Raw genomic sequence first — 18,717 nt, forward strand, 5'->3', positions numbered from 1 at the left:
CCCCGCACATGCCCAAAACCGTCAGAAGGTCGCGTTCCGTGCCGCTTTCTCCAACAATAAGGCCGGCGGCAGGAACCGCTCACCATATTGCTCCGCCAGGTAGCGCGCCCGGGCGATGAAGTCGCTCAACCCGTACTGGTTGATAAATTGCAACGCACCGCCACTCCATGCGGCAAAGCCAATGCCGAAGATCGAACCCACGTTGGCATCCGCCGTGGACATCAACACCCCCTCTTCCACGCAACGCACGGTTTCGATGGCCTGGATAAACAGCAGGCGGTCACGCACATCCTGCGGCGAAATCTGTTTGCCGGGCTGTTCGAACCGGGCTTTCAGTTCGGGCCACAGGTGCTTCTGCCCACTTGCCGGATAGTCATAGAAGCCGCCACCCGCCGCCTTGCCGGCGCGTTTGTACTCATTCACCAGCAGCTCGATCACCCGCGTCGCCGGATGCGTCGGCACGTCCTTACCTTCCGCCTGCAGGTCCCTGGCCGTCTGCTGTCGGATTTGGCTCATCAAACTGAGCGACACTTCATCGGACACCGCCAACGGCCCCACCGGCATGCCGGCCTTGCGCGCTTCGGTCTCGATCATCGGCGCGGCCACGCCTTCACCGAGCATAGCAATGCCTTCGTTGGTGAAAGTGCCGAACACCCGCGAGGTGAAGAACCCGCGGCTATCGTTGACCACGATCGGGGTTTTCTTGATTTGCAGTACGAAGTCAAAACCTCTGGCCAGGGTTTCGTCGCTGGTTTGCGCGCCCTTGATGATTTCCACCAACGGCATCTTGTCCACCGGGCTGAAGAAATGCAGGCCGAGGAACTTGCCTGGATCGGCTACGGCCTTGGCCAGGCCGCTGATGGGCAAGGTCGAGGTGTTAGAGGCGATCACCGCCTCGGCGCCAACCACGCCTTGGGCCGCCGCCGAAACCTGAGCCTTGAGCTCGCGGTTTTCAAATACGGCTTCGATGATCAGGTCGCAACCGGCCAGGTCGGCATCAAGGGCCGTAGGATGAATGCGCGCCAGGGTGGCGTCGCGCTGTTCGGCGGTCAATTGCCCACGACCGACCTTCTTATCCAACAGCGTGGCCGAGTGAGCCTTGCCTTTTTCGGCGGCGGCAAGATTGATGTCCTTGAGCACCACGTCGATGCCCGCACAGGCACTGACATACGCGATACCCGCGCCCATCATCCCGGCGCCGAGCACACCGACTTTGCGCGTCACGCAAGGCGCATACCCTTGGGGTCGCGAGCTGCCGGCATTGATTTCGTTGAGCTGGAACCAGAAGGTGCCGATCATGTTTTTCGCCACCTGGCCGGTGACCAGCTCGGTGAAGTAGCGGGTTTCGATCAGGTGTGCGGTGTCGAAATCTACCTGTGCGCCTTCCACGGCGGCGCACAGGATCTTCTCCGGCGCCGGAAAGCAGCCGTGGGTTTTGCTGCGTAGCATCGACGGCGCAATCGCCAGCATCTGCGCCACCTTGGGGTTCGACGGCGTCCCCCCGGGAATTTGATACGCCTTGTTGTCCCAAGGCTGCCTGGCCTCGGGGTTGGCGAGAATCCAGGCGCGAGATTTGGCCAACAGTTCATCGCGGTTCACGGCCAGCTCATTGATCAAGCCGGCTTGCAGCGCCTGCTGCGGCCGTACTTTTTTGCCTTCCAGCAAATACGGCAGGGCCTTTTCCAGCCCCAGCATACGTACCATGCGCACGACCCCGCCGCCGCCTGGCAACAGGCCCAGAGTGACTTCCGGCAAACCGAGTTGAGTGGATTTATCTTCCAGCGCGACGCGGTAATGGCAGGCCAGGCAGATCTCCCAGCCACCGCCCAGGGCCGCGCCATTGATCGCGGCCACCACCGGTTTGCCGAGGGTTTCCAGGCGGCGCAACTGCGCCTTGAGTACCCGCACACCGTCGTAGAATGCCTTGGCGTGGAGCTTGTCGACCTTGATCAACTCATTGAGGTCGCCACCGGCAAAAAACGTCTTCTTGGCCGAGGTGATGATCACACCGGCAATGCTGTCCTTCTCCGCTTCCAGGCGCGTGACGGTGGCCGCCATGGCCTCGCGGTACGCGGCGTTCATGGTGTTGGCAATCTGGCCAGGCATGTCGAGGGTCAGTACCACAATCTGGTCCTGGCCTTTTTCGTAATGAATAGCATCAGTCATGACAGGTTCCTTCGGCTCAAAGGCGTTCGATGATGGTAGCGATGCCCATGCCACCGCCGACACACAGGGTGGCCAGGCCATAGCGCTGCTGGCGCACCTCCAGCTCGTCGAGCAAGGTGCCGAGGATCGCGCAGCCGGTGGCGCCCAACGGGTGGCCCATGGCGATGGAGCCGCCGTTGACATTGACCCGTACGGCGTCGATGCGCATGTCCTTGATGAACTTGAGCACCACCGAAGCGAAGGCTTCGTTGACCTCGAACAAATCGATGTCTTCTACGCGCAACCCGGCTTTGGCCAGTGCCTTACGCGTGGCCGGCGCCGGGCCGGTGAGCATGATGGTCGGGTCGGTGCTGGTGACCGCCGTCGCGACGATGCGAGCTCGCGGTTGCAGCCCCAGTTCGCGGCCCTTGGCCTCGGAGCCGATCAACATCAACGCAGCACCGTCGACAATCCCGGAGCTGTTGCCCGGCGTGTGTACATGGTTGATGCGCTCCACATGGCTGTAGACCCGCAACGCGGTGGCATCGAAGCCCATCTGCCCCATCATTTCGAAGCTGGGCTTGAGTTTACCCAGGCCGTAGAGCGTGGAATCGCCGCGGATAAATTCGTCATGGTCCAGCAGCACGATGCCATTCTGGTCCTGCACCGGGATCAAGGATTTGCTGAAGGAACCTTCTGCACGCGCCCTGGCCGCTTTCTGCTGGGACTGCAGGGCGAAGGTATCGACATCCTCGCGACTGAAGCCTTCAAGGGTGGCGATCAAATCGGCACCAATGCCCTGGGGCGTGAAATGACTGTGCATATTGGTGTGCGGGTCGAGTACCCAGGCCCCGCCATCGCTGCCCATAGGCACCCGCGACATGGACTCGACGCCGCCGACCACCACCAGGTCCTCGAAGCCTGAGCGCACTTTCATCGCGCCAAGGTTCACCGCTTCCAGGCCCGAGGCGCAAAAGCGGTTGACCTGTACGCCTGCGACGCTGACATCCCAATCCGCTACCAGCGCGGCCGTCTTGGCGATGTCGGCGCCCTGATCGCCCACCGGGGTCACGCAGCCGAGGACGATATCATCCACCTGCTGCGTATCGAGGTCGCCGCGTTGCGCCAATGCGGTGAGCAAACCGGCCACCAGGTTTACCGGCTTGATGCTGTGCAAGGCGCCATCGGCCTTGCCTTTGCCGCGGGGCGTGCGTATTGCGTCAAAGATCAAAGCTTGGGTCATGACATCCTCGAACCGCTGTGCGTGTGCTCCTACCTTAGGCCCGATTGACACGGTTTCAATGACGGATGCGCTCATTGCTTTTGACACCCTCGCTCGGACGAACGGTAGGCAGCTAAGCGAAACCGCTGATTAATCGTTTTAGCTGTCTAGCCCTAGGGCTGGCGCCAAGATGGCGAATAGCCTCATGCCGTTTTTAGCTCAAAAGCAGATGAGGTGATATGAAATGGATCTAAGTCGCGCAGAACAGGGGCTCTAAGGTTGAATCTGTAAGAGGCTGCTGCCGGGTTTTGCTGGAGCAGCTGTAAGAAAAGCGACACGTCATTTCGTCATAGTGAAATTTACCGGCACGCATTTGACGCTCAGGAATAACAACAAAAGGCAGTCAGCCATGTTTAAACAATCGAAAGTACGCCAGGCGGGACTCATTCTTTTCGCCACCACACTGATTCTGATCTTGCCCAATCTGACCAAGATTATCGGGTGACGGCTTAACACTCACATTCGGTGCACACAGCATCAGGCCTGCAGTTTTGGCAGCACCTGTCGGGACATTGCGAATAGCGGTCCTGTGCAGGCGCTGCCGTTTTGCGTGCCAATTTCCGTTATCGTGAGTGCCATTGCCATTCATATCGGGCCCTTCTCTTGAAAACGATCCTCGCCCTGCTCATCGCGTTACTGACTCTGCCTGTTTCTGCCGCGCAATTGACCATCGAACTGGAGCACACCACCAAGACCTGGCAGACCGCCGACTTGCTCAAGCGGCCGGATATACAAACGGTGCAGATCGTCGATGACGTTTCCTACAAGCGCACTATGACCTATCGAGCAGTGCCACTCGCCGCCCTGCTCCCGGGGCTGAAACCGGATAGCCACCTGCAAGCCGTCGCCCTCGATGGCTTCGCCGCCGAACTGGCTGCCGCGCCGCTGCTGCAAAACCACGGCGCCCGCGCCTGGCTGGCGGTGGAGGATCCCGCCCACCCATGGCCGGCGCTGGCGGAAGGTAAACCGAGCGCAGGGCCGTTTTATCTGGTGTGGACCGACCCGCAAGTCGGCCATATCAGCCCTGAGCAGTGGCCGTTCCAGATCTCCGGGATCAAGCAATTGAAGACAGTCGCCGAACGGTTTCCAGCCTTGCTGCCCGACCCGAAGCTGGCGGCGAATGACCCCATCAACCAAGGCTTTGCGTTGTTCCAGAAAAACTGCCTGGCCTGTCATCGCCTCAATGGCGCCGGCGACGCGCAAGTGGGACCGGATCTGAATATTCCCTACAACCCCACCGAATATTTCAGCGGGGATTTCCTCAAGCGTTATATCCGCGATCCTCAGAGCCTGCGCCATTGGCCACAGGCGAAGATGCCGGCGTTTACGGCCAGTGTGTTGCCCGATACCGAACTGGATTTGCTGGTGGGGTATTTGAGGCATATGGCGGGGCGTAAACAACAACCCTGATCGTCGCGACGACCTCCCTGTAGGGAGGCTTGCCCCACGATAGCCGCGTGTCAGTCAGGCATTTTCAGCTGACGCGCCGCTATCGGGAGCAAGCCCCTTCCCGCCTGCGATCGCGTCAGTTTTCCGATCATTGCTGATGGACGGAGATGACCGGGGTCTGGGCCACGTAGACTTTGGCATGCATCTGCTCATGCCCGCCGCCCCGGCGCATGCCGCGTACCGGGCAGGCATCCAGATAATCCAGGCCCACGGCCAGTTTCAAATGCCGCTCCGGTCGCGCCAGTTGGTTGGTCACGTCAAAGCTGTACCAGGCGTCATCCAGCCAGGCTTCAGCCCAAGCGTGGCTGGCCAGGTGCGTACTGTCTTCGGTGTACAGGTACCCCGACACATACCGCGCCGGGATCCCCAGGCTACGTGCACAGGCCAGGAACGCGTGAGTGTGGTCCTGGCATACGCCCGCCTGCCCGGCAAAAGCCTCGGCGGCGCTGGTGTCGATGGCGGTTACGCCGGGCGTGTAGACCATCGTCTGGTTGAGCGCGTGCATCAGGTCGATCAATGCGCTGCGGTCACGACGTTGCCGGCAGTGCTGCTCGGCAAAGCTGCGCAACGCCTCGTCGGGCTCGGTCAGGCGCGTGCTGCGCAGGAATGGAAAGGCCGACTGACTCTCGTGTTCAGCCTCGCGTAACTCATCGATGTCCACCTGGCCACGGGCGCCAATGATGATAGCGTCGTGGGGTTCGTCCAGGGTCAATACATGCAGGATATTGCCGAACGGGTCGATCTGCGCCCGCACCGGCCGTGGCAGGTCGAGCTTCCAGCTGATGACGTGCTGGCGCTCGCTGTCGTGGGGCGTAAGCCGCAGGTACTGGATGCTGGCGCGCACCTGGTCTTCATAGTGGTAGGTGGTTTCGTGGCTGAGAGAGAGTCTCATGCGGCCTCCAGGTAGGAACTGTAGATGGCGTCGCCCAGCTGGCGGACCAAAGGGATAAAATCGGTCAGCCAGGCGTGCAGGCCTTCCTCAAGGATTTCGTCGATGGCGGTAAAGCGCAGGCGTGCGTCCATTTCAGCGGCCAGGCGCTGGGCCGGGCGGCCGTTGAGCCCGGGCAGGCTGGCAAGGATCTGGTCGATCTCCTCGCTGCAGGCGCGCAGCGAGCGTGGGACATCAGCGCGCAACAGCAGCAGCTCCGCCACTTGCCGGGCACCAGGCGCGTCGCGATAGATCTCGGTGTAGGCCTCGAACGACGACAACGCGCGCAACAAGGCGCTCCACTGATAGTAGGCGTGGGCTGTGCCGTCGGTGACGGCGGCGGCCTGGTCGCCGGCCATTTCATAACGCGCGTCCAGCAGGCGCAAGGTGTTGTCGGCGCGCTCGATGAAGGTGCCCAGGCGGATAAAACGAAAGGCGTCGTTACGCATGATGGTGCCGTAGGTCGCGCCCCGGAACAGGTGCGAGCGCTCCTTGACCCACTCGCAAAACCGGCTCATGCCGTAATGGCTCAAGCCTTGTTGGGCAATGTCACGGATGTCCAGCCAAGTGGCGTTAATGTTTTCCCACATATCGGCGGTAATTCGCCCACGCACCGCATGGGCGCTGGCCCGCGCTGAGCCGAGACAGCTGTAGATGCTGGCCGGGTTGGCTGCATCCAGCGCAAAGAAGTGCAGCAGGCGTTCGGCATGCAATTCACCGTGGCGCTCACGGTAATCATCCAGGGTGCCGGTGATCAGCAACGGCATGGCCAGTTCATGCAGACCGTCACCGTGCCCGTCTTGCGGCATCAGGGACAGCGAATAACTGACATCAAGCATGCGCGCGAGGTTTTCCGCGCGCTCCAAGTAGCGCGACATCCAGTACAAATCCGAGGCAGTTCTACTCAACATGGCATCAGTCCTCGACCACCCAAGTGTCTTTGGTGCCGCCGCCCTGGGACGAGTTGACCACCAGCGAGCCTTCACGCAGCGCCACGCGGGTCAGGCCGCCGGGTACCACGCGGGTTTCCTTGCCGGACAACACAAAGGGACGCAGGTCGATATGGCGCGGTGCAATGCCGTTTTCGACGAAGGTCGGGCACGTGGATAAACACAATGTCGGCTGGGCGATATAAGCGTGGGGTTTGGCTTTGATGCGGGCACGAAAGGCTTCGATTTCAGCCGCCGTGGACGCCGGGCCCACCAGCATGCCGTAGCCGCCGGAGCCTTGGGTTTCCTTCACCACCAAGTCCGGCAGGTTGGCCAGTACGTGGGACAGTTCGTCAGGCTTACGACATTGGAACGTCGGAACATTCTTCAGGATAGGTTCTTCATCCAGATAGAAACGGATCATCTCGGTGACGAAGGGGTACACCGACTTGTCATCCGCCACCCCGGTGCCGATGGCATTGGCCAGCACCACGTTGCCCGAACGGTAGGCGGCGAGCAGGCCGGGCACGCCGAGCATGGAGGCCGGATTGAAGGCCAGCGGGTCGAGGAACGCGTCATCGAGTCGACGATAGATCACATCCACGGCCTTGGGGCCATCGGTGGTGCGCATGAACACGCGGTCATCGCGCACGAACAGGTCGGCTCCTTCCACCAGTTCCACGCCCATTTCCCGGGCCAGGAACGCATGTTCGAAGAATGCACTGTTGAAGCGCCCCGGCGTCAGCACTACCACGCTTGGGTTATCCAGAGGGCTTGAGCTTTTGAGGGTATCGAGCAACAGGTTCGGATAATGATCGATCGGTGCAATACGCTGGGCGGCGAACAGTTCGGGGAACAGGCGCATCATCATCTTGCGATCTTCGAGCATGTAGCTGACACCGCTCGGTGTACGCAGATTATCTTCCAGCACGTAGTAGGTACCGTCGCCATCCCGTACGAGGTCGACGCCGGAGATGTGGGAATACAGGTCGCGGTGTAGATTCAGGCCTTGCATAGCCAGCTGGTACTGCTCGTTGGCCAGCACCTGTTCAGCGGGAATGATCCCGGCCTTGATGATGCGTTGGTCGTGATACAGGTCGGCGAGGAACATGTTCAGCGCCTTGACCCGCTGGACGCAGCCGCGTTCGACAATGCGCCACTCGCTCGCCGGTATGCTGCGCGGGATCGTATCGAAGGGGATCAGGCGCTCGGTGCCCTGCTCGTCCCCATACAGGGTGAACGTGATCCCGGCCCGGTGGAACAGCAAATCGGCTTCACGCCGGCGTTGGGCGAGCAGCTCGGCAGGGGTTCCGGCCAACCAGCGGGCGAATTCGCGGTAATGGGGGCGGACCTGGCCGGCCTCATCGTACATCTCGTCGTAATAAGTGCGGATCATGCCGTACTCCTTGTCACCCGGACGCAAGAACCATCGCAAGGCCCGTGCCATCGGCATAAACACTTATAAATCAGTCTTTTGGATAACCAGCGAAATCCAGCCGCACCGTCCTGGTGCGAAGAATGCCCGCCGTCTTGCTTCACGCTTCATCCCAATGCGGGCTTTGACTATCAACAGCATAGACAGAGTTGATTTCATTGCCCGGCAGCCTCCAGGGATAATCACTCCATCTGCTGAACTGCCTTCAGCGCTCCGCTCTTCCCTTTAGGCCACCCTCATTGGGTGGCTTTTTTTTGAGGCCGAAAAAGTGCAGCGCAAGTTCAGAACATTTTCAGACGACACAAACAAAATCGGCCGACCCGAAGGTCAGCCGATACATTGAGGCGCTACACAAACTACATGGGCAAGCCGCGCACCTCCTGCTTCACGCCCCAACCCTCGATGATCCCGCCCAGCGGCTCGACCACCGCTTCAAAGTCTTGCTCGAAGTCTCCTATACCGTCGTAGGTCGCGGACATGATTTTGCTCAGTTCCAAGTACCACGCGCCATCGTCGCGCGCGCTGACCTGGGCATTCAGCGATTCCCCACGAAATCGACCCGCAGCCCTGCGCGCCCGCTCTTCATCGGGGAAAATGGCGTAGAACTCAATGGGGTGAAAACGCGAGAAGTCGAAGCCGCCTTCTTTCATGCGGCGCAGAACATGGGTGCTGATATCTTCTTGATAGGCTGTGCTCATGAAACGTCCTCCTCAAACCGATGGATAGACTTTCCGTGCTTCCCGAAGCCTGCGCCGTACTGGCGCAGGAACTACGGCAATAACAACACCGCTGGAAAACAAGCATGTAGCTGACAAGACCAGACCTTAGCGATTCATTCGCTGATCTCGTTTGCAGAGTAGCGCGAAGCTATCACCTCCACCAGAGGTGGTTTGGATGACTTACAGGGATTGTTCAGGCAGCAGGTGAGATGTCGAGGATCTGGATACTGTTCTGGTCCTTGAGGATCTTGACCGTAGGCTCAGGCTGGCGTCCCTCAAGGTCATTGAGGTCGAGTTCGGCGGCCACCGGCACCAGCTTGCTGCGGATCATGTGCGCCGCATCTTCGAGGCTGGGCTTTTGCGCGCAATCGAATTGCTCCACGGACTTCACGCCGTGGTCATCAACAAAGGTAATCTGCCACTTTTGCATCGGTGCCTCCTCGATAAAACCCAAGTGTGGGCTCACATCTATCTTGACCTTGGGGGCTCGGCAAATGTTCCACCCAAGGTCGGAGGCACCTGATCAACCACGTTTATTTTTCAGCGTGTTCTTTCAAGGCTTTCAAGGTGTTGAACGGGGCGTCCACCACGAACTTGTTGGCCAGCCACGACGGCACGCTGCCGCCTGGCTCGGTGTGCACCTGGTAAGTCACTTCGGTCTGGTTCTCGCCTTTGGGCACGAGCTTCCAGAAACCCTCAACCTGGGCCACACGAACATAGCCTTTGACTTCCGGCTGGTAGGTCGGCACTTCCAGCAACTTGCGGGTCACGGTGCCGTCGGCAGCCTTGGAGGTGGTGATTTCGAGGATGGAGTCGCGGTCGGTCACCGGGAACGGTGCCTTGAACTGGGTGTAGGTCCAGCTCTTGTCGCCTTCCTGCTTGAGCAGCTTTTGCGATTTGCATTCGTGAATCCAGGAACAGGCACCGGCCACGTCTTCCTGCAAGGCCTGGATCTTGGCAACCGGGGCCTTGATCACTGTGACACCGCGATAAGCCTTGTACTTGGAGCCGGCGATTTCGCTCAAGGACACCTTGATACCGTCCTCGTCCTTGGCAACCTGCCAATCTTCCGCCTGGGCAGTGGCAGCGAACAACACTGTAAAACCGCACAATACCGCCATTCGTTTCAGCGAACCCATTGTTGTATTCCTTATTGTTGAAGTTCCGATAGTAAAGCCCATCAAGCCGCCGTCATCTGCTCCCACCAGCCAATCAGCCGGATCGCGTCGGCCTGGTCGTTGCCGCAGACCTCGATATCCGCCTTGAAGTCGCTGCACACCGCCGGTCGCTCCGGACGGCCAAACAGCTGGCACAGCTGTTCGACCGACAAGTGCACGCAGCGTTCTCCCGCGGGTTTGCCGTTGGGCATTCCCGGTAGCGGTGAACTGATGGAGGGGGCGATGCAGCAAGCGCCACAGCCTTCACGGCATTTCATGACCAGCAGTCCTCGACGACGGCTCAATAGAGATGGCCGGACTAGAGTACGCTCTAAAACAGCCGTTTTAAAATGGTCTAACAGGGGTTTTTCGCACAAAACAAAAGTGACTGGCCAGTCTGCGACAGATGGTCAAAGGCGAACGTCACGTTGCAGGGAAAGTTTACTGCTTGAATTCGAAATCCAGCGCGGCGCCTTCCACTTCACGCCGTTCTTCGTTACGCAGTTGTAGCTTCATCTCATTACTGAGCAAGCGGCCGTTGATCTGGAACGCGCTGTTATCGGATGGCTTTTCGCCAAACATCGGCGGCAACAACGGCACGCTCTTGGGCTTGGGCATGGTGCCGATTGGCTGCAAGTGCCTCACCATGTCCGTGGGCAAAGACAGGTCCAACTGCGCCGGTGGCAGCTTGGTCTGCGCCACTTCATGGGCCGACTTGGATTTGCTGGCAACCGGTGCACGTTTCTTCGCCGGCGCGGCTTTCTTTTTGGCGGGGGCTGTTTTTTTCGCTGGAGTCTTCTGCTGAGCCTGGGCGGCGGGCTTGGTTTCACTCACGGGCGACGCGGCCAGCACAGTGCCGACGTTACACAGGGTTAACAGGCCAACCATCCAGACAGCGCGAAAAATAGAGGTCATATCGCCAACAGCATTAACGGCAGAAAGCCATATGCTCGCTTGTTGTGCGCGGCATGACAAGCGCGGTGATCAGCCATGCGGGCGAACTGTCCCCTTTCTACACCTCAAAAGCCTGCCGCCGTTTCCTGGCACAACTGGTTGGCGAGCATGCCAAGGGTCATCAATGCCCGCTCTGCCTCGCGGTTCCACGGCGTCCCACAGTTCAGGCGAATACAGTGGTTGAACTGTTCGGTATTACTGAAGATCACCCCAGGCGCAATACTGATGCCTTGTTGCAAGGCGCGCACGTGCAGTTCCTGAGTATTGACCCGCCCCGGCAAACTGACCCACAGGATAAAGCCGCCGGTTGGCCGGGTCATTTGCGTGCCTTCAGGAAAATACTGCTGCACAGCCAGTTGGAACGCGCTGAGATTCTTCCGGTATTCCTGGCGGATGTAGCGCAAGTGTCGGTCGTAGCCACCGTTCTCCAGGTAAGCCGCAACGCCCATCTGGGTGACGCTGCAGGCAGAGTGGGTGCTGAACATCTGCAGGCGCTGGATTTCCTGCTGGTACTTGCCGGCGATCATCCAGCCGATTCGCACACCGGGCGACAATGTCTTGGAAAAGCTTGAGCAGTAGATCACTCGATCCAGGCGGTCATAGGCTTTGAGGGCCTTGGTGCGACCGACTTCGAACATCAGTTCGCCATAGATATCGTCTTCAACGATCTGGATATCGAAATCCGAGGCCAGACGCAGCAACTGTTTCTGTCGCTCTTCCGGCATGGTCGCGCCCAACGGGTTGCTCAGGCGCGTGGTCAACACCAGGGCCTTGATCGACCACTGGTTCGCCGCCAGTTGCAGGGCTTCCAGGCTCATGCCGGTGGCCGGATCGCTGGGGATCTCGATGACCTTCAGCCCCAGCAGATCGGCCAGTTGCAGCAATCCATAATAGGTGGGTGATTCGGCGGCGATCAGGTCGCCGGGACGGGTGAGCACACGCAGTGACATCTGCAGCGCATCTACGCAACCGTGGGTGATCACCACTTCGGACGGGTCCACCACCACGCCGGCGTCGCGCATGCGAATCGCCACCTGGCGGCGCAGCGGTTCGAAACCGGGGCTGAACATGTAGCTGAACGCCCGTGGGCTCTGGAAGCGCGTGACTTTGGCCAACTGTTGATGCAGCGCGCGTACCGGGAGGTAGTCGACACTCGGCACCGCCGCGCCCAACGGGAAGACGCCTTCGCGGCGCGACTCGACCAGTACCTGCTGGATGATGCTGCTGCGGGTGACCAACCCAGGGCGCTCGACCCGCGCGATGTCCGGCGTGGGTGCCGTCAGCGCAGGGGTCTGGTGCACGTAATAGCCCGACTGCGGCCGCGCCCGAATCAGCCCCTGGTCTTCCAGGTTGGCGTAGGCCTGCAACACCGTGGCATGGCTGACGTTGAGCTGGGAGCTCATCTTGCGCACCGACGGCACGCGCTCCCCCGGCTGATAGACACCGCGCCGGATGTCCTCAGCCAGTTGCTGGGCAATGCGCTGGTAAAGCAACAGATTGGTCATGACGCAGCACTCGATTTCACGGGTATTTTATTTTTGTGTGAAACATACCGGCACAGTTTAGAAGTGTACGGGGACAGTTGCCACAATAGTCGAGCGCGGGCGGGAGTGACAGCAAAAACTGTGGGAGGGATTGCCCTGGTACCGTGCAGGAGCGAGGTTGCTTGCGAAAAACCCACAGGCGCCGCATTCATTCAGGCAGCGCGCGTGATCGTTGAGGTTTTTCGCAAGCTCGCTCCTACAGTTGATGTAAGGCGAGCTTTCAGCGAGCGGCGCCCAGTTGGCCCTTTTCGTCCGAAAATACGATTTCCACCCGGCGATTCTGGGCGCGGCCACGCTCGGAGGCATTGGCTTCTACCGGGTACTGGTCGCCGTAACCTTCGACCTCGATACGCTTGTCATCGATACCCAGGTCCATCAACAGGTCCGCGACCGATTGAGCACGGTCGCGGGACAGCTTCAGGTTCTCCTGCTCGCCCCCGGTGTTGTCGGTGTAGCCCTCGACGCGCACCCGACGCTTGGGGTTCAGTTGCAGGAACTGCACAATCTTCAGCACTGTACGGTTGGCCGAGTTCTGCAGTTCAGCTTCGCCGGTATCAAACAGCACATCTCCCAGGGTCATCACCAGGCCCCGGTCGGTCTGGGTGGTGAGGCTGGCGATTTGTGCTTCGACCCACTTGCCCTGCTGCTGAACACTGGCCAGTTTGTTTTCACGCAGGGCCAATTGCAGGCGCTGGCGTTCCAGTTCGAGCTTGGTGCCGCGCTCGGCGTTCAGACCCTGCTCGGTATGCTCACGGGCGATCGCGCTGTAGCGCTGGCTCAGGTAGGCGTAATGCACCACGTCGCCACCGCTGCCCCAATAGCTGGACAAGCGGTCTGCACGGGCCAGGGACTCGCCCGCGCGAATCACGTCTTTAGGCGCGAAACGCAACACGTTGGCGTCTTCCTTGACCTTCTGGAAGTCACTGCCGGCCTGCTGCAATGCCTGCTCGCTGTTGGGCTGGCTGGCGCAACCACCCAGGGCGGCACTGCTCAGCAACAGGACACAACTCAAACCACGCATGATCGGGCTCATTGGGCGTCTCCCAACTGCAACTGCTTGCGCAGGCGGGTGATGCGCGTGTTGAGCACGTTCAGTTGTTCCTGGCTTTTGCGGGTCAGAATCCGCGCTTCGGCGAGGCGCGCGTCCAGCTCGGCCTGTTCAGCCTGCATACGTGCATCCTTGTAGGACTGGCCAGCCATATCCGCCTTGGCCTTGGCGAACTTGTCTTCAGCCAGTTTCAGTTCAGGCGATTCGTCGGTGTTGGCACCCACGGCGCGGGCTTGTTCCAAGGCTTGCTGGGTGAGGCGCATTTGTTCATTCGGCGCAGGATCAGCTGCACATCCCGCCAAAGCGACAACGGCGAGGGCCGCGAGAAAAGGTCGAAGAGTCACGGTAAATCCTTACTTTGCTGAGGTGCCGACCGGTTGCTGCAGTTGCGCTTTCCAGCGCTCAAGATTGCGCTGCAGCGCGGTGTTCGCGACGTCGGACGTGGGCAATTCTGTCATCTTTTTGGCCAACTGTCCGCGTAGCCACGGGTCATTGCAGGCCGAGTTGTGGGAAACCGCCAAGTACAATCCGGGCTGGTCGACAGGCGTTTCGCGCGCAATCAGATCATTGCTCATGCCCAGGCTCTGGGCCATGGCCATCCCGGAGTAGCGTCCGGCAAGTACGTAGTCCACTTCCCCGAGCAGCAACTTCTGGAAGGCCTGTGTCAGGCCAGGCAAGCGTTGCAGGCTCAACTGCTGGCCCGCAAAGGTTTCAAAGCCTGCGCTCAAGCGGGCACGCTCCGACACCGCACCTTTATGCCCATGCAGGTCGGCGGCCGTGGCGTAGATCAGGGGCGAATCCTTGCGGGTCCAGACCAGGTAATCGATCTGCATCAGCGCGGGGTGGATGTAATCGAGGGTTTCCAACTCGCCCAGGTTCAGCGGCGCATCGGCGAGTATGTCCATGCGCCCGCTGCGCACTTCATCCAGGGCCAGGGAGCGCTTGCCGCCGTAGAGCAGATCGATTTTCAGCCCAAGGTCCTTGCCCACTTGTTGCAGCACGTCGGCGGTGGCGCCAATCAGGTGCGTCGGGTCTTGGGGATCGCGCCACAGCAAGGGCGGTGCGTCCGGGCTGCCGGTGATCACCAGGCGCTCACACTTGCCGGCGGCCAGCGCCAGGTCTGGCAGCAGCGTGAAGCCCAGCAGTACCGCCCAGGGGCGCAATTCCATGGCGAAGCTCTCCGAGTAGTCAAAAAAAAGCCCGGTCACAAGGACCGGGCTCTTTATAAGTGAAGCCGCTGGATTAGACCAGCTTCTCCAGCTCAGGTACGGCTTCGAACAAGTCCGCCACCAGGCCGTAATCAGCCACCTGGAAGATCGGTGCTTCTTCGTCCTTGTTGATCGCAACGATCACTTTGGAGTCTTTCATACCGGCCAAGTGCTGGATCGCACCGGAGATACCGACGGCGATGTACAGCTGTGGCGCAACGATCTTGCCGGTCTGGCCGACCTGCATGTCGTTGGGTACGAAACCTGCGTCGACCGCGGCGCGGGAAGCGCCGACCGCAGCGCCCAGCTTGTCGGCCAGGGCGTACAGGTGTTTGAAGTTGTCACCGTTCTGCATGCCACGACCGCCCGAAACGACGATCTTGGCAGCGGTCAGCTCAGGACGATCCGATTTGGCCAGCTCTTCGCCAACAAAGCTGGAAGTACCAGCGTCGTGGGCAGCAGCAACGGCCTCAACGGCAGCCGAACCACCCTCGGCTGCAACCGGGTCGAAACCGGTGGCGCGTACGGTGATGACTTTTACCGAAGCGTTGGACTGTACGGTCGCGATGGCGTTACCGGCGTAGATCGGGCGCTTGAAGGTGTCGGCGCTTTCGACCGAGATGATCTCGGAGATCTGATCAACGTCCAGCTGCGCGGCAACGCGTGGCAGGATGTTTTTACCGTTGGAGGTCGCGGCAGCCAGGATATGGCTGTAACCAGCGCCCAGCTCTGCAACCAGCGGGGCAACGTTTTCCGGCAACTGGTGAGCGTAGGCCGCGTTGTCGGCGACCAGTACTTTGCTCACACCAGCGATTTTTGCAGCGGCTTCAGCCACGGCGCCAACGCTTTGGCCGGCGACCAGAACGTGGATATCACCACCGATTTTGGCGGCGGCGGCGACAGTGTTCAGGGTGGCCGGAGCCACTACCTTGTTGTCGTGTTCTGCGATTACCAAGATAGTCATGGTTAGATTACCTTCGCTTCGTTTTTCAGTTTCTCGACCAGTTCGGCCACCGACTTGACCTTGATGCCCGCGCTGCGTGCAGCCGGTGCTTCAACCTTGACGGTCTTGTTGGTGGAGGCGGTGGAAACGCCCAAAGCATCCGGAGTCAGCGTCTCAAGCGGCTTCTTCTTGGCTTTCATGATGTTTGGCAGCGACGCGTAGCGTGGCTCGTTCAAACGCAGGTCGGTGGTGACGATGGCCGGCAGTTTCAGGGAAACCGTCTGTGCACCGCCATCGATTTCACGGGTAACAGCAACGCTGTCGCCGCTCACTTCGACTTTGGAGGCGAAGGTGCCCTGGCCGTAACCGGTCAGCGCAGCCAGCATCTGGCCAGTCTGGTTGTTGTCGCTGTCGATCGCCTGTTTGCCAAGGATCACCAGTTGCGGCTGTTCCTTGTCGACCACGGCTTTGAGCAACTTGGCAACGGCCAGGGAGGTCAGCTCTTCAGCGGACTCGACCAGGATGGCACGGTCGGCGCCCAGGGCCAGGGCAGTACGCAACTGCTCTTGAGCAGTGGTCGGGCCGATGGAAACCACCACGATTTCAGTCGCCACGCCTTTCTCTTTCAGGCGCACAGCTTCTTCCACGGCGATTTCGCAGAAAGGGTTCATCGACATCTTGACGTTGGCGAGGTCGACGCCGGAATTGTCCGCCTTGACGCGAACTTTCACGTTGTAATCGACAACGCGTTTGACAGCTACAAGAACCTTCATGGATTCCTCGTTACTCTCCGGTGAAAAGAAAGTCGCCTAGGCGAACCTGGCGGTTGATGCTCATCGGCACACAAGGGCACCTCCAAAAACCGCAGAGATGGCGCAGCAATGGGATAGCGATGACCGTTCGTCAGTAGTGACCGGGAGGTCATTCCTTATCGCAGTGTGTAAAATGCGCGCCATCGTTCAGGCTAGCGTGACCTGTCTTGCTTTTGGACGTGCTCTTGAAACCTGCAGTCTGCCTACGGTAAGCGCAAAACCGACCGTATATTGACCGGAACGCCTATTCTGGTCAATACGCCAAAATAGCCAGTCATAAGCCGCGTTGCTTTGATTTACCTAGCTTCCAAGGGATTCAAACAAACGTTTGTATTGGACGCTGACAGTGGTCTATATATAATGCGCCACCTAGAGAGCAAGGTGGGTCGGCCTAGACGCCAGACGACACCGAAACCTCCACCCATTAGAAAAAAAAGCCTGTTGAGCCTTGAGTAGGAGATAGCCTGTGGAACGCGAATACATGGAATTCGACGTGGTCATCGTCGGCGCCGGCCCGGCGGGGCTGTCTGCCGCCTGCCGACTGAAGCAGAAGGCCACCGAAGCCGGTAAAGAAATCAGCGTCTGCGTGGTCGAGAAAGGCTCCGAAGTCGGCGCCCACATCCTCTCCGGTGCCGTGTTCGAACCACGCGCCCTGAACGAACTGTTCCCGGACTGGAAAGACCTCGGCGCCCCGCTCAACACGCCTGTGGTGCGCGATGACATCTATGTACTGCGCAGCCCCGAAACCTCTACCAAGGTGCCTGACTTCTTTGTGCCCAAGACCATGCACAACGAAGGCAACTACATCATCTCCCTGGGCAACCTGTGCCGCTGGCTGGCCCAGCAGGCCGAGAACCTGGGCGTGGAAGTCTATCCGGGCTTCGCTGCCCAGGAAGCGCTGTTCGACGAAAACGGCGTAGTCCGCGGGATCATCACCGGCGACCTCGGTGTCGACCGCGAAGGCCATCCAAAAGAAGGCGTCTACACCCCAGGCATGGAACTGCGTGGCAAGTACACGCTGTTTGCAGAAGGTTGCCGTGGCCACATCGGCAAACAACTCATCCAGCGCTTCAACCTGGACAGCGAGGCCGACGCCCAGCACTACGGCATCGGCTTGAAGGAAATCTGGGAAATCGACCCGGCCAAGCACCAGCCTGGCCTGGTGGTGCACACCGCCGGTTGGCCGCTGGACATCATGAGCGCCGAAAACACCGGCGGCTCGTTCCTCTACCACCTGGAAAACAACCAGGTGGTGGTGGGGTTGATCGTCGATTTGTCCTACAGCAACACCTTCCTGTCGCCCTTCGATGAGTTCCAGCGCCTCAAGCACCACCCGGTGCTGGCCCAGTACCTCGAAGGCGGCAAGCGCATCAGCTACGGTGCCCGCGCCATCTGCAAAGGCGGCCTTAACTCGTTGCCGAAGATGGTCTTCAAAGGTGGCGCACTGATCGGTTGCGATCTCGGCACCCTGAACTTCGCCAAGATCAAGGGCAGCCACACCGCGATGAAGTCCGGCATGCTCGCCGCCGACGCCGTGGCCGACCGTTTGTTTGCCGAATCCGAAGGCGGCGACGAACTGACCGCTTACGTCGACAACTTCAAGTCCAGCTGGCTCTACGAAGAATTGTTCGCCAGCCGCAACTTCGGCCCGGCGATGCACAAGTTCGGTCCGATCCTCGGCGCAGGCTTCAACTGGTTCGACCAGAATATCCTCGGCGGCAAGATGCCGTTCACCCTGCACGACACCAAGCCGGACTACGCCTGCCTCAAGCTGGCCAAGGACAGCCAGAAGATCGACTACCCCAAACCCGACGGCAAGCTGAGCTTCGACAAGCTGAGCTCGGTGTTCATCTCCGGTACCAACCACGAAGAAGAACAACCGTGCCATCTGAAATTGAAAGACCCAAGCATCCCGATCGGCACCAACCTGCCGCTCTACGATGAACCGGCACAGCGCTACTGCCCGGCGGGCGTGTATGAAGTGATCACCCAGGAAGACGGCGAGAAGCGCTTCCAGATCAACGCCCAGAACTGCGTGCACTGCAAGACCTGTGACATCAAGGACCCTTCGCAGAACATCACGTGGGTCACCCCGGAAGGTGCGGGTGGGCCGACTTACCCGAATATGTAAGCCAGCCGCATAAAAAAGCCAACGCCCTTCGGC

General features: G+C 59.9%; 18 protein-coding genes. 2 read left to right on the forward strand and 16 right to left on the reverse strand.

Going from position 1 to position 18,717, the window contains the following annotated elements; genetic code table 11:
• Positions 1-21: 21 nt before the first annotated feature.
• Both EXW71_RS08620 and EXW71_RS08625 read right to left on the reverse strand, forming a co-directional pair.
• The gene (locus EXW71_RS08620; protein ID WP_134657067.1) at positions 22-2,166 is read right to left on the reverse strand and encodes a 3-hydroxyacyl-CoA dehydrogenase NAD-binding domain-containing protein; all 2,145 of its coding nucleotides are present in this window, start codon (positions 2,164-2,166) and stop codon (positions 22-24) included.
• A 16-nt stretch (positions 2,167-2,182) separates the two neighbouring features.
• A complete protein-coding gene (locus EXW71_RS08625) occupies positions 2,183-3,388 on the reverse strand; it encodes an acetyl-CoA C-acetyltransferase (RefSeq protein WP_134657068.1) in 1,206 nt (401 codons plus the stop codon).
• 642 nt (positions 3,389-4,030) lie between these two features.
• On the opposite strand from EXW71_RS08625, the gene EXW71_RS08630 reads away from it, so the two are divergent.
• Positions 4,031-4,837, forward strand: coding sequence for a cytochrome c (locus EXW71_RS08630; protein ID WP_134657069.1), 807 nt, complete (start codon positions 4,031-4,033; stop codon positions 4,835-4,837).
• A gap of 127 nt (positions 4,838-4,964) precedes the next feature.
• Here the strand turns inward: EXW71_RS08630 and EXW71_RS08635 are convergent, their stop codons facing one another.
• The 14 genes from EXW71_RS08635 to EXW71_RS08705 form a co-directional block, all read right to left on the reverse strand.
• Positions 4,965-5,768: a transglutaminase family protein gene (locus EXW71_RS08635; RefSeq protein WP_123714273.1), complete on the reverse strand. Its 804-nt coding sequence runs from the start codon at positions 5,766-5,768 to the stop codon at positions 4,965-4,967.
• Positions 5,765-6,715 carry an alpha-E domain-containing protein gene (locus EXW71_RS08640; RefSeq protein ID WP_123714272.1) on the reverse strand — a complete coding sequence of 317 codons (951 nt, stop codon included), beginning with the start codon at positions 6,713-6,715 and terminating at the stop codon, positions 5,765-5,767. Before EXW71_RS08640 ends, EXW71_RS08635 begins: the two co-directional genes overlap by 4 nt.
• A gap of 4 nt (positions 6,716-6,719) precedes the next feature.
• Positions 6,720-8,129: a circularly permuted type 2 ATP-grasp protein gene (locus EXW71_RS08645; RefSeq protein ID WP_134657070.1), complete on the reverse strand. Its 1,410-nt coding sequence runs from the start codon at positions 8,127-8,129 to the stop codon at positions 6,720-6,722.
• 395 nt (positions 8,130-8,524) lie between these two features.
• Positions 8,525-8,866: a ribonuclease E inhibitor RraB gene (locus EXW71_RS08650; protein ID WP_060756266.1), complete on the reverse strand. Its 342-nt coding sequence runs from the start codon at positions 8,864-8,866 to the stop codon at positions 8,525-8,527.
• Between the two features lie 214 nt (positions 8,867-9,080).
• Entirely contained in the window at positions 9,081-9,317 is a 237-nt protein-coding gene (locus tag EXW71_RS08655; RefSeq protein ID WP_123714270.1) for a hypothetical protein, read from the reverse strand.
• A gap of 103 nt (positions 9,318-9,420) precedes the next feature.
• Complete coding sequence (locus EXW71_RS08660) at positions 9,421-10,026, reverse strand: START domain-containing protein (protein ID WP_134657071.1); 606 nt, start codon at positions 10,024-10,026, stop codon at positions 9,421-9,423.
• A gap of 41 nt (positions 10,027-10,067) precedes the next feature.
• Complete coding sequence (locus EXW71_RS08665) at positions 10,068-10,322, reverse strand: YkgJ family cysteine cluster protein (protein WP_134657072.1); 255 nt, start codon at positions 10,320-10,322, stop codon at positions 10,068-10,070.
• Between the two features lie 163 nt (positions 10,323-10,485).
• Positions 10,486-10,959, reverse strand: a complete 474-nt coding sequence (locus tag EXW71_RS08670; protein WP_123714267.1) for a translation initiation factor 2 — start codon at positions 10,957-10,959, stop codon at positions 10,486-10,488.
• A 104-nt stretch (positions 10,960-11,063) separates the two neighbouring features.
• Positions 11,064-12,503, reverse strand: coding sequence for a PLP-dependent aminotransferase family protein (locus tag EXW71_RS08675; RefSeq protein ID WP_123714266.1), 1,440 nt, complete (start codon positions 12,501-12,503; stop codon positions 11,064-11,066).
• 259 nt (positions 12,504-12,762) lie between these two features.
• Complete coding sequence (locus EXW71_RS08685) at positions 12,763-13,575, reverse strand: OmpA family protein (RefSeq protein ID WP_134657074.1); 813 nt, start codon at positions 13,573-13,575, stop codon at positions 12,763-12,765.
• The gene (locus tag EXW71_RS08690) at positions 13,572-13,934 is read right to left on the reverse strand and encodes a DUF4398 domain-containing protein (RefSeq protein WP_134657075.1); all 363 of its coding nucleotides are present in this window, start codon (positions 13,932-13,934) and stop codon (positions 13,572-13,574) included. The genes EXW71_RS08685 and EXW71_RS08690 overlap by 4 nt, the downstream gene beginning before the upstream one ends.
• Before the next feature lie 9 nt (positions 13,935-13,943).
• Complete coding sequence (locus EXW71_RS08695) at positions 13,944-14,759, reverse strand: ABC transporter substrate-binding protein (protein ID WP_134657076.1); 816 nt, start codon at positions 14,757-14,759, stop codon at positions 13,944-13,946.
• 73 nt (positions 14,760-14,832) lie between these two features.
• Positions 14,833-15,762 carry an electron transfer flavoprotein subunit alpha/FixB family protein gene (locus EXW71_RS08700; protein ID WP_123714263.1) on the reverse strand — a complete coding sequence of 310 codons (930 nt, stop codon included), beginning with the start codon at positions 15,760-15,762 and terminating at the stop codon, positions 14,833-14,835.
• Between the two features lie 2 nt (positions 15,763-15,764).
• A complete protein-coding gene (locus tag EXW71_RS08705) occupies positions 15,765-16,514 on the reverse strand; it encodes an electron transfer flavoprotein subunit beta/FixA family protein (protein WP_014719538.1) in 750 nt (249 codons plus the stop codon).
• Positions 16,515-17,019: 505 nt separating this feature from the next.
• Between EXW71_RS08705 and EXW71_RS08710 the strand changes: the two genes are divergently transcribed.
• Positions 17,020-18,684 (forward strand): electron transfer flavoprotein-ubiquinone oxidoreductase, encoded by a 1,665-nt coding sequence (locus tag EXW71_RS08710; protein WP_123714262.1) that lies wholly within the window; start codon positions 17,020-17,022, stop codon positions 18,682-18,684.
• The last annotated feature ends 33 nt before the right edge of the window (positions 18,685-18,717 follow it).

This window comes from Pseudomonas sp. BCA17 (assembly GCF_004519405.1).
Classification (GTDB): domain Bacteria; phylum Pseudomonadota; class Gammaproteobacteria; order Pseudomonadales; family Pseudomonadaceae; genus Aquipseudomonas.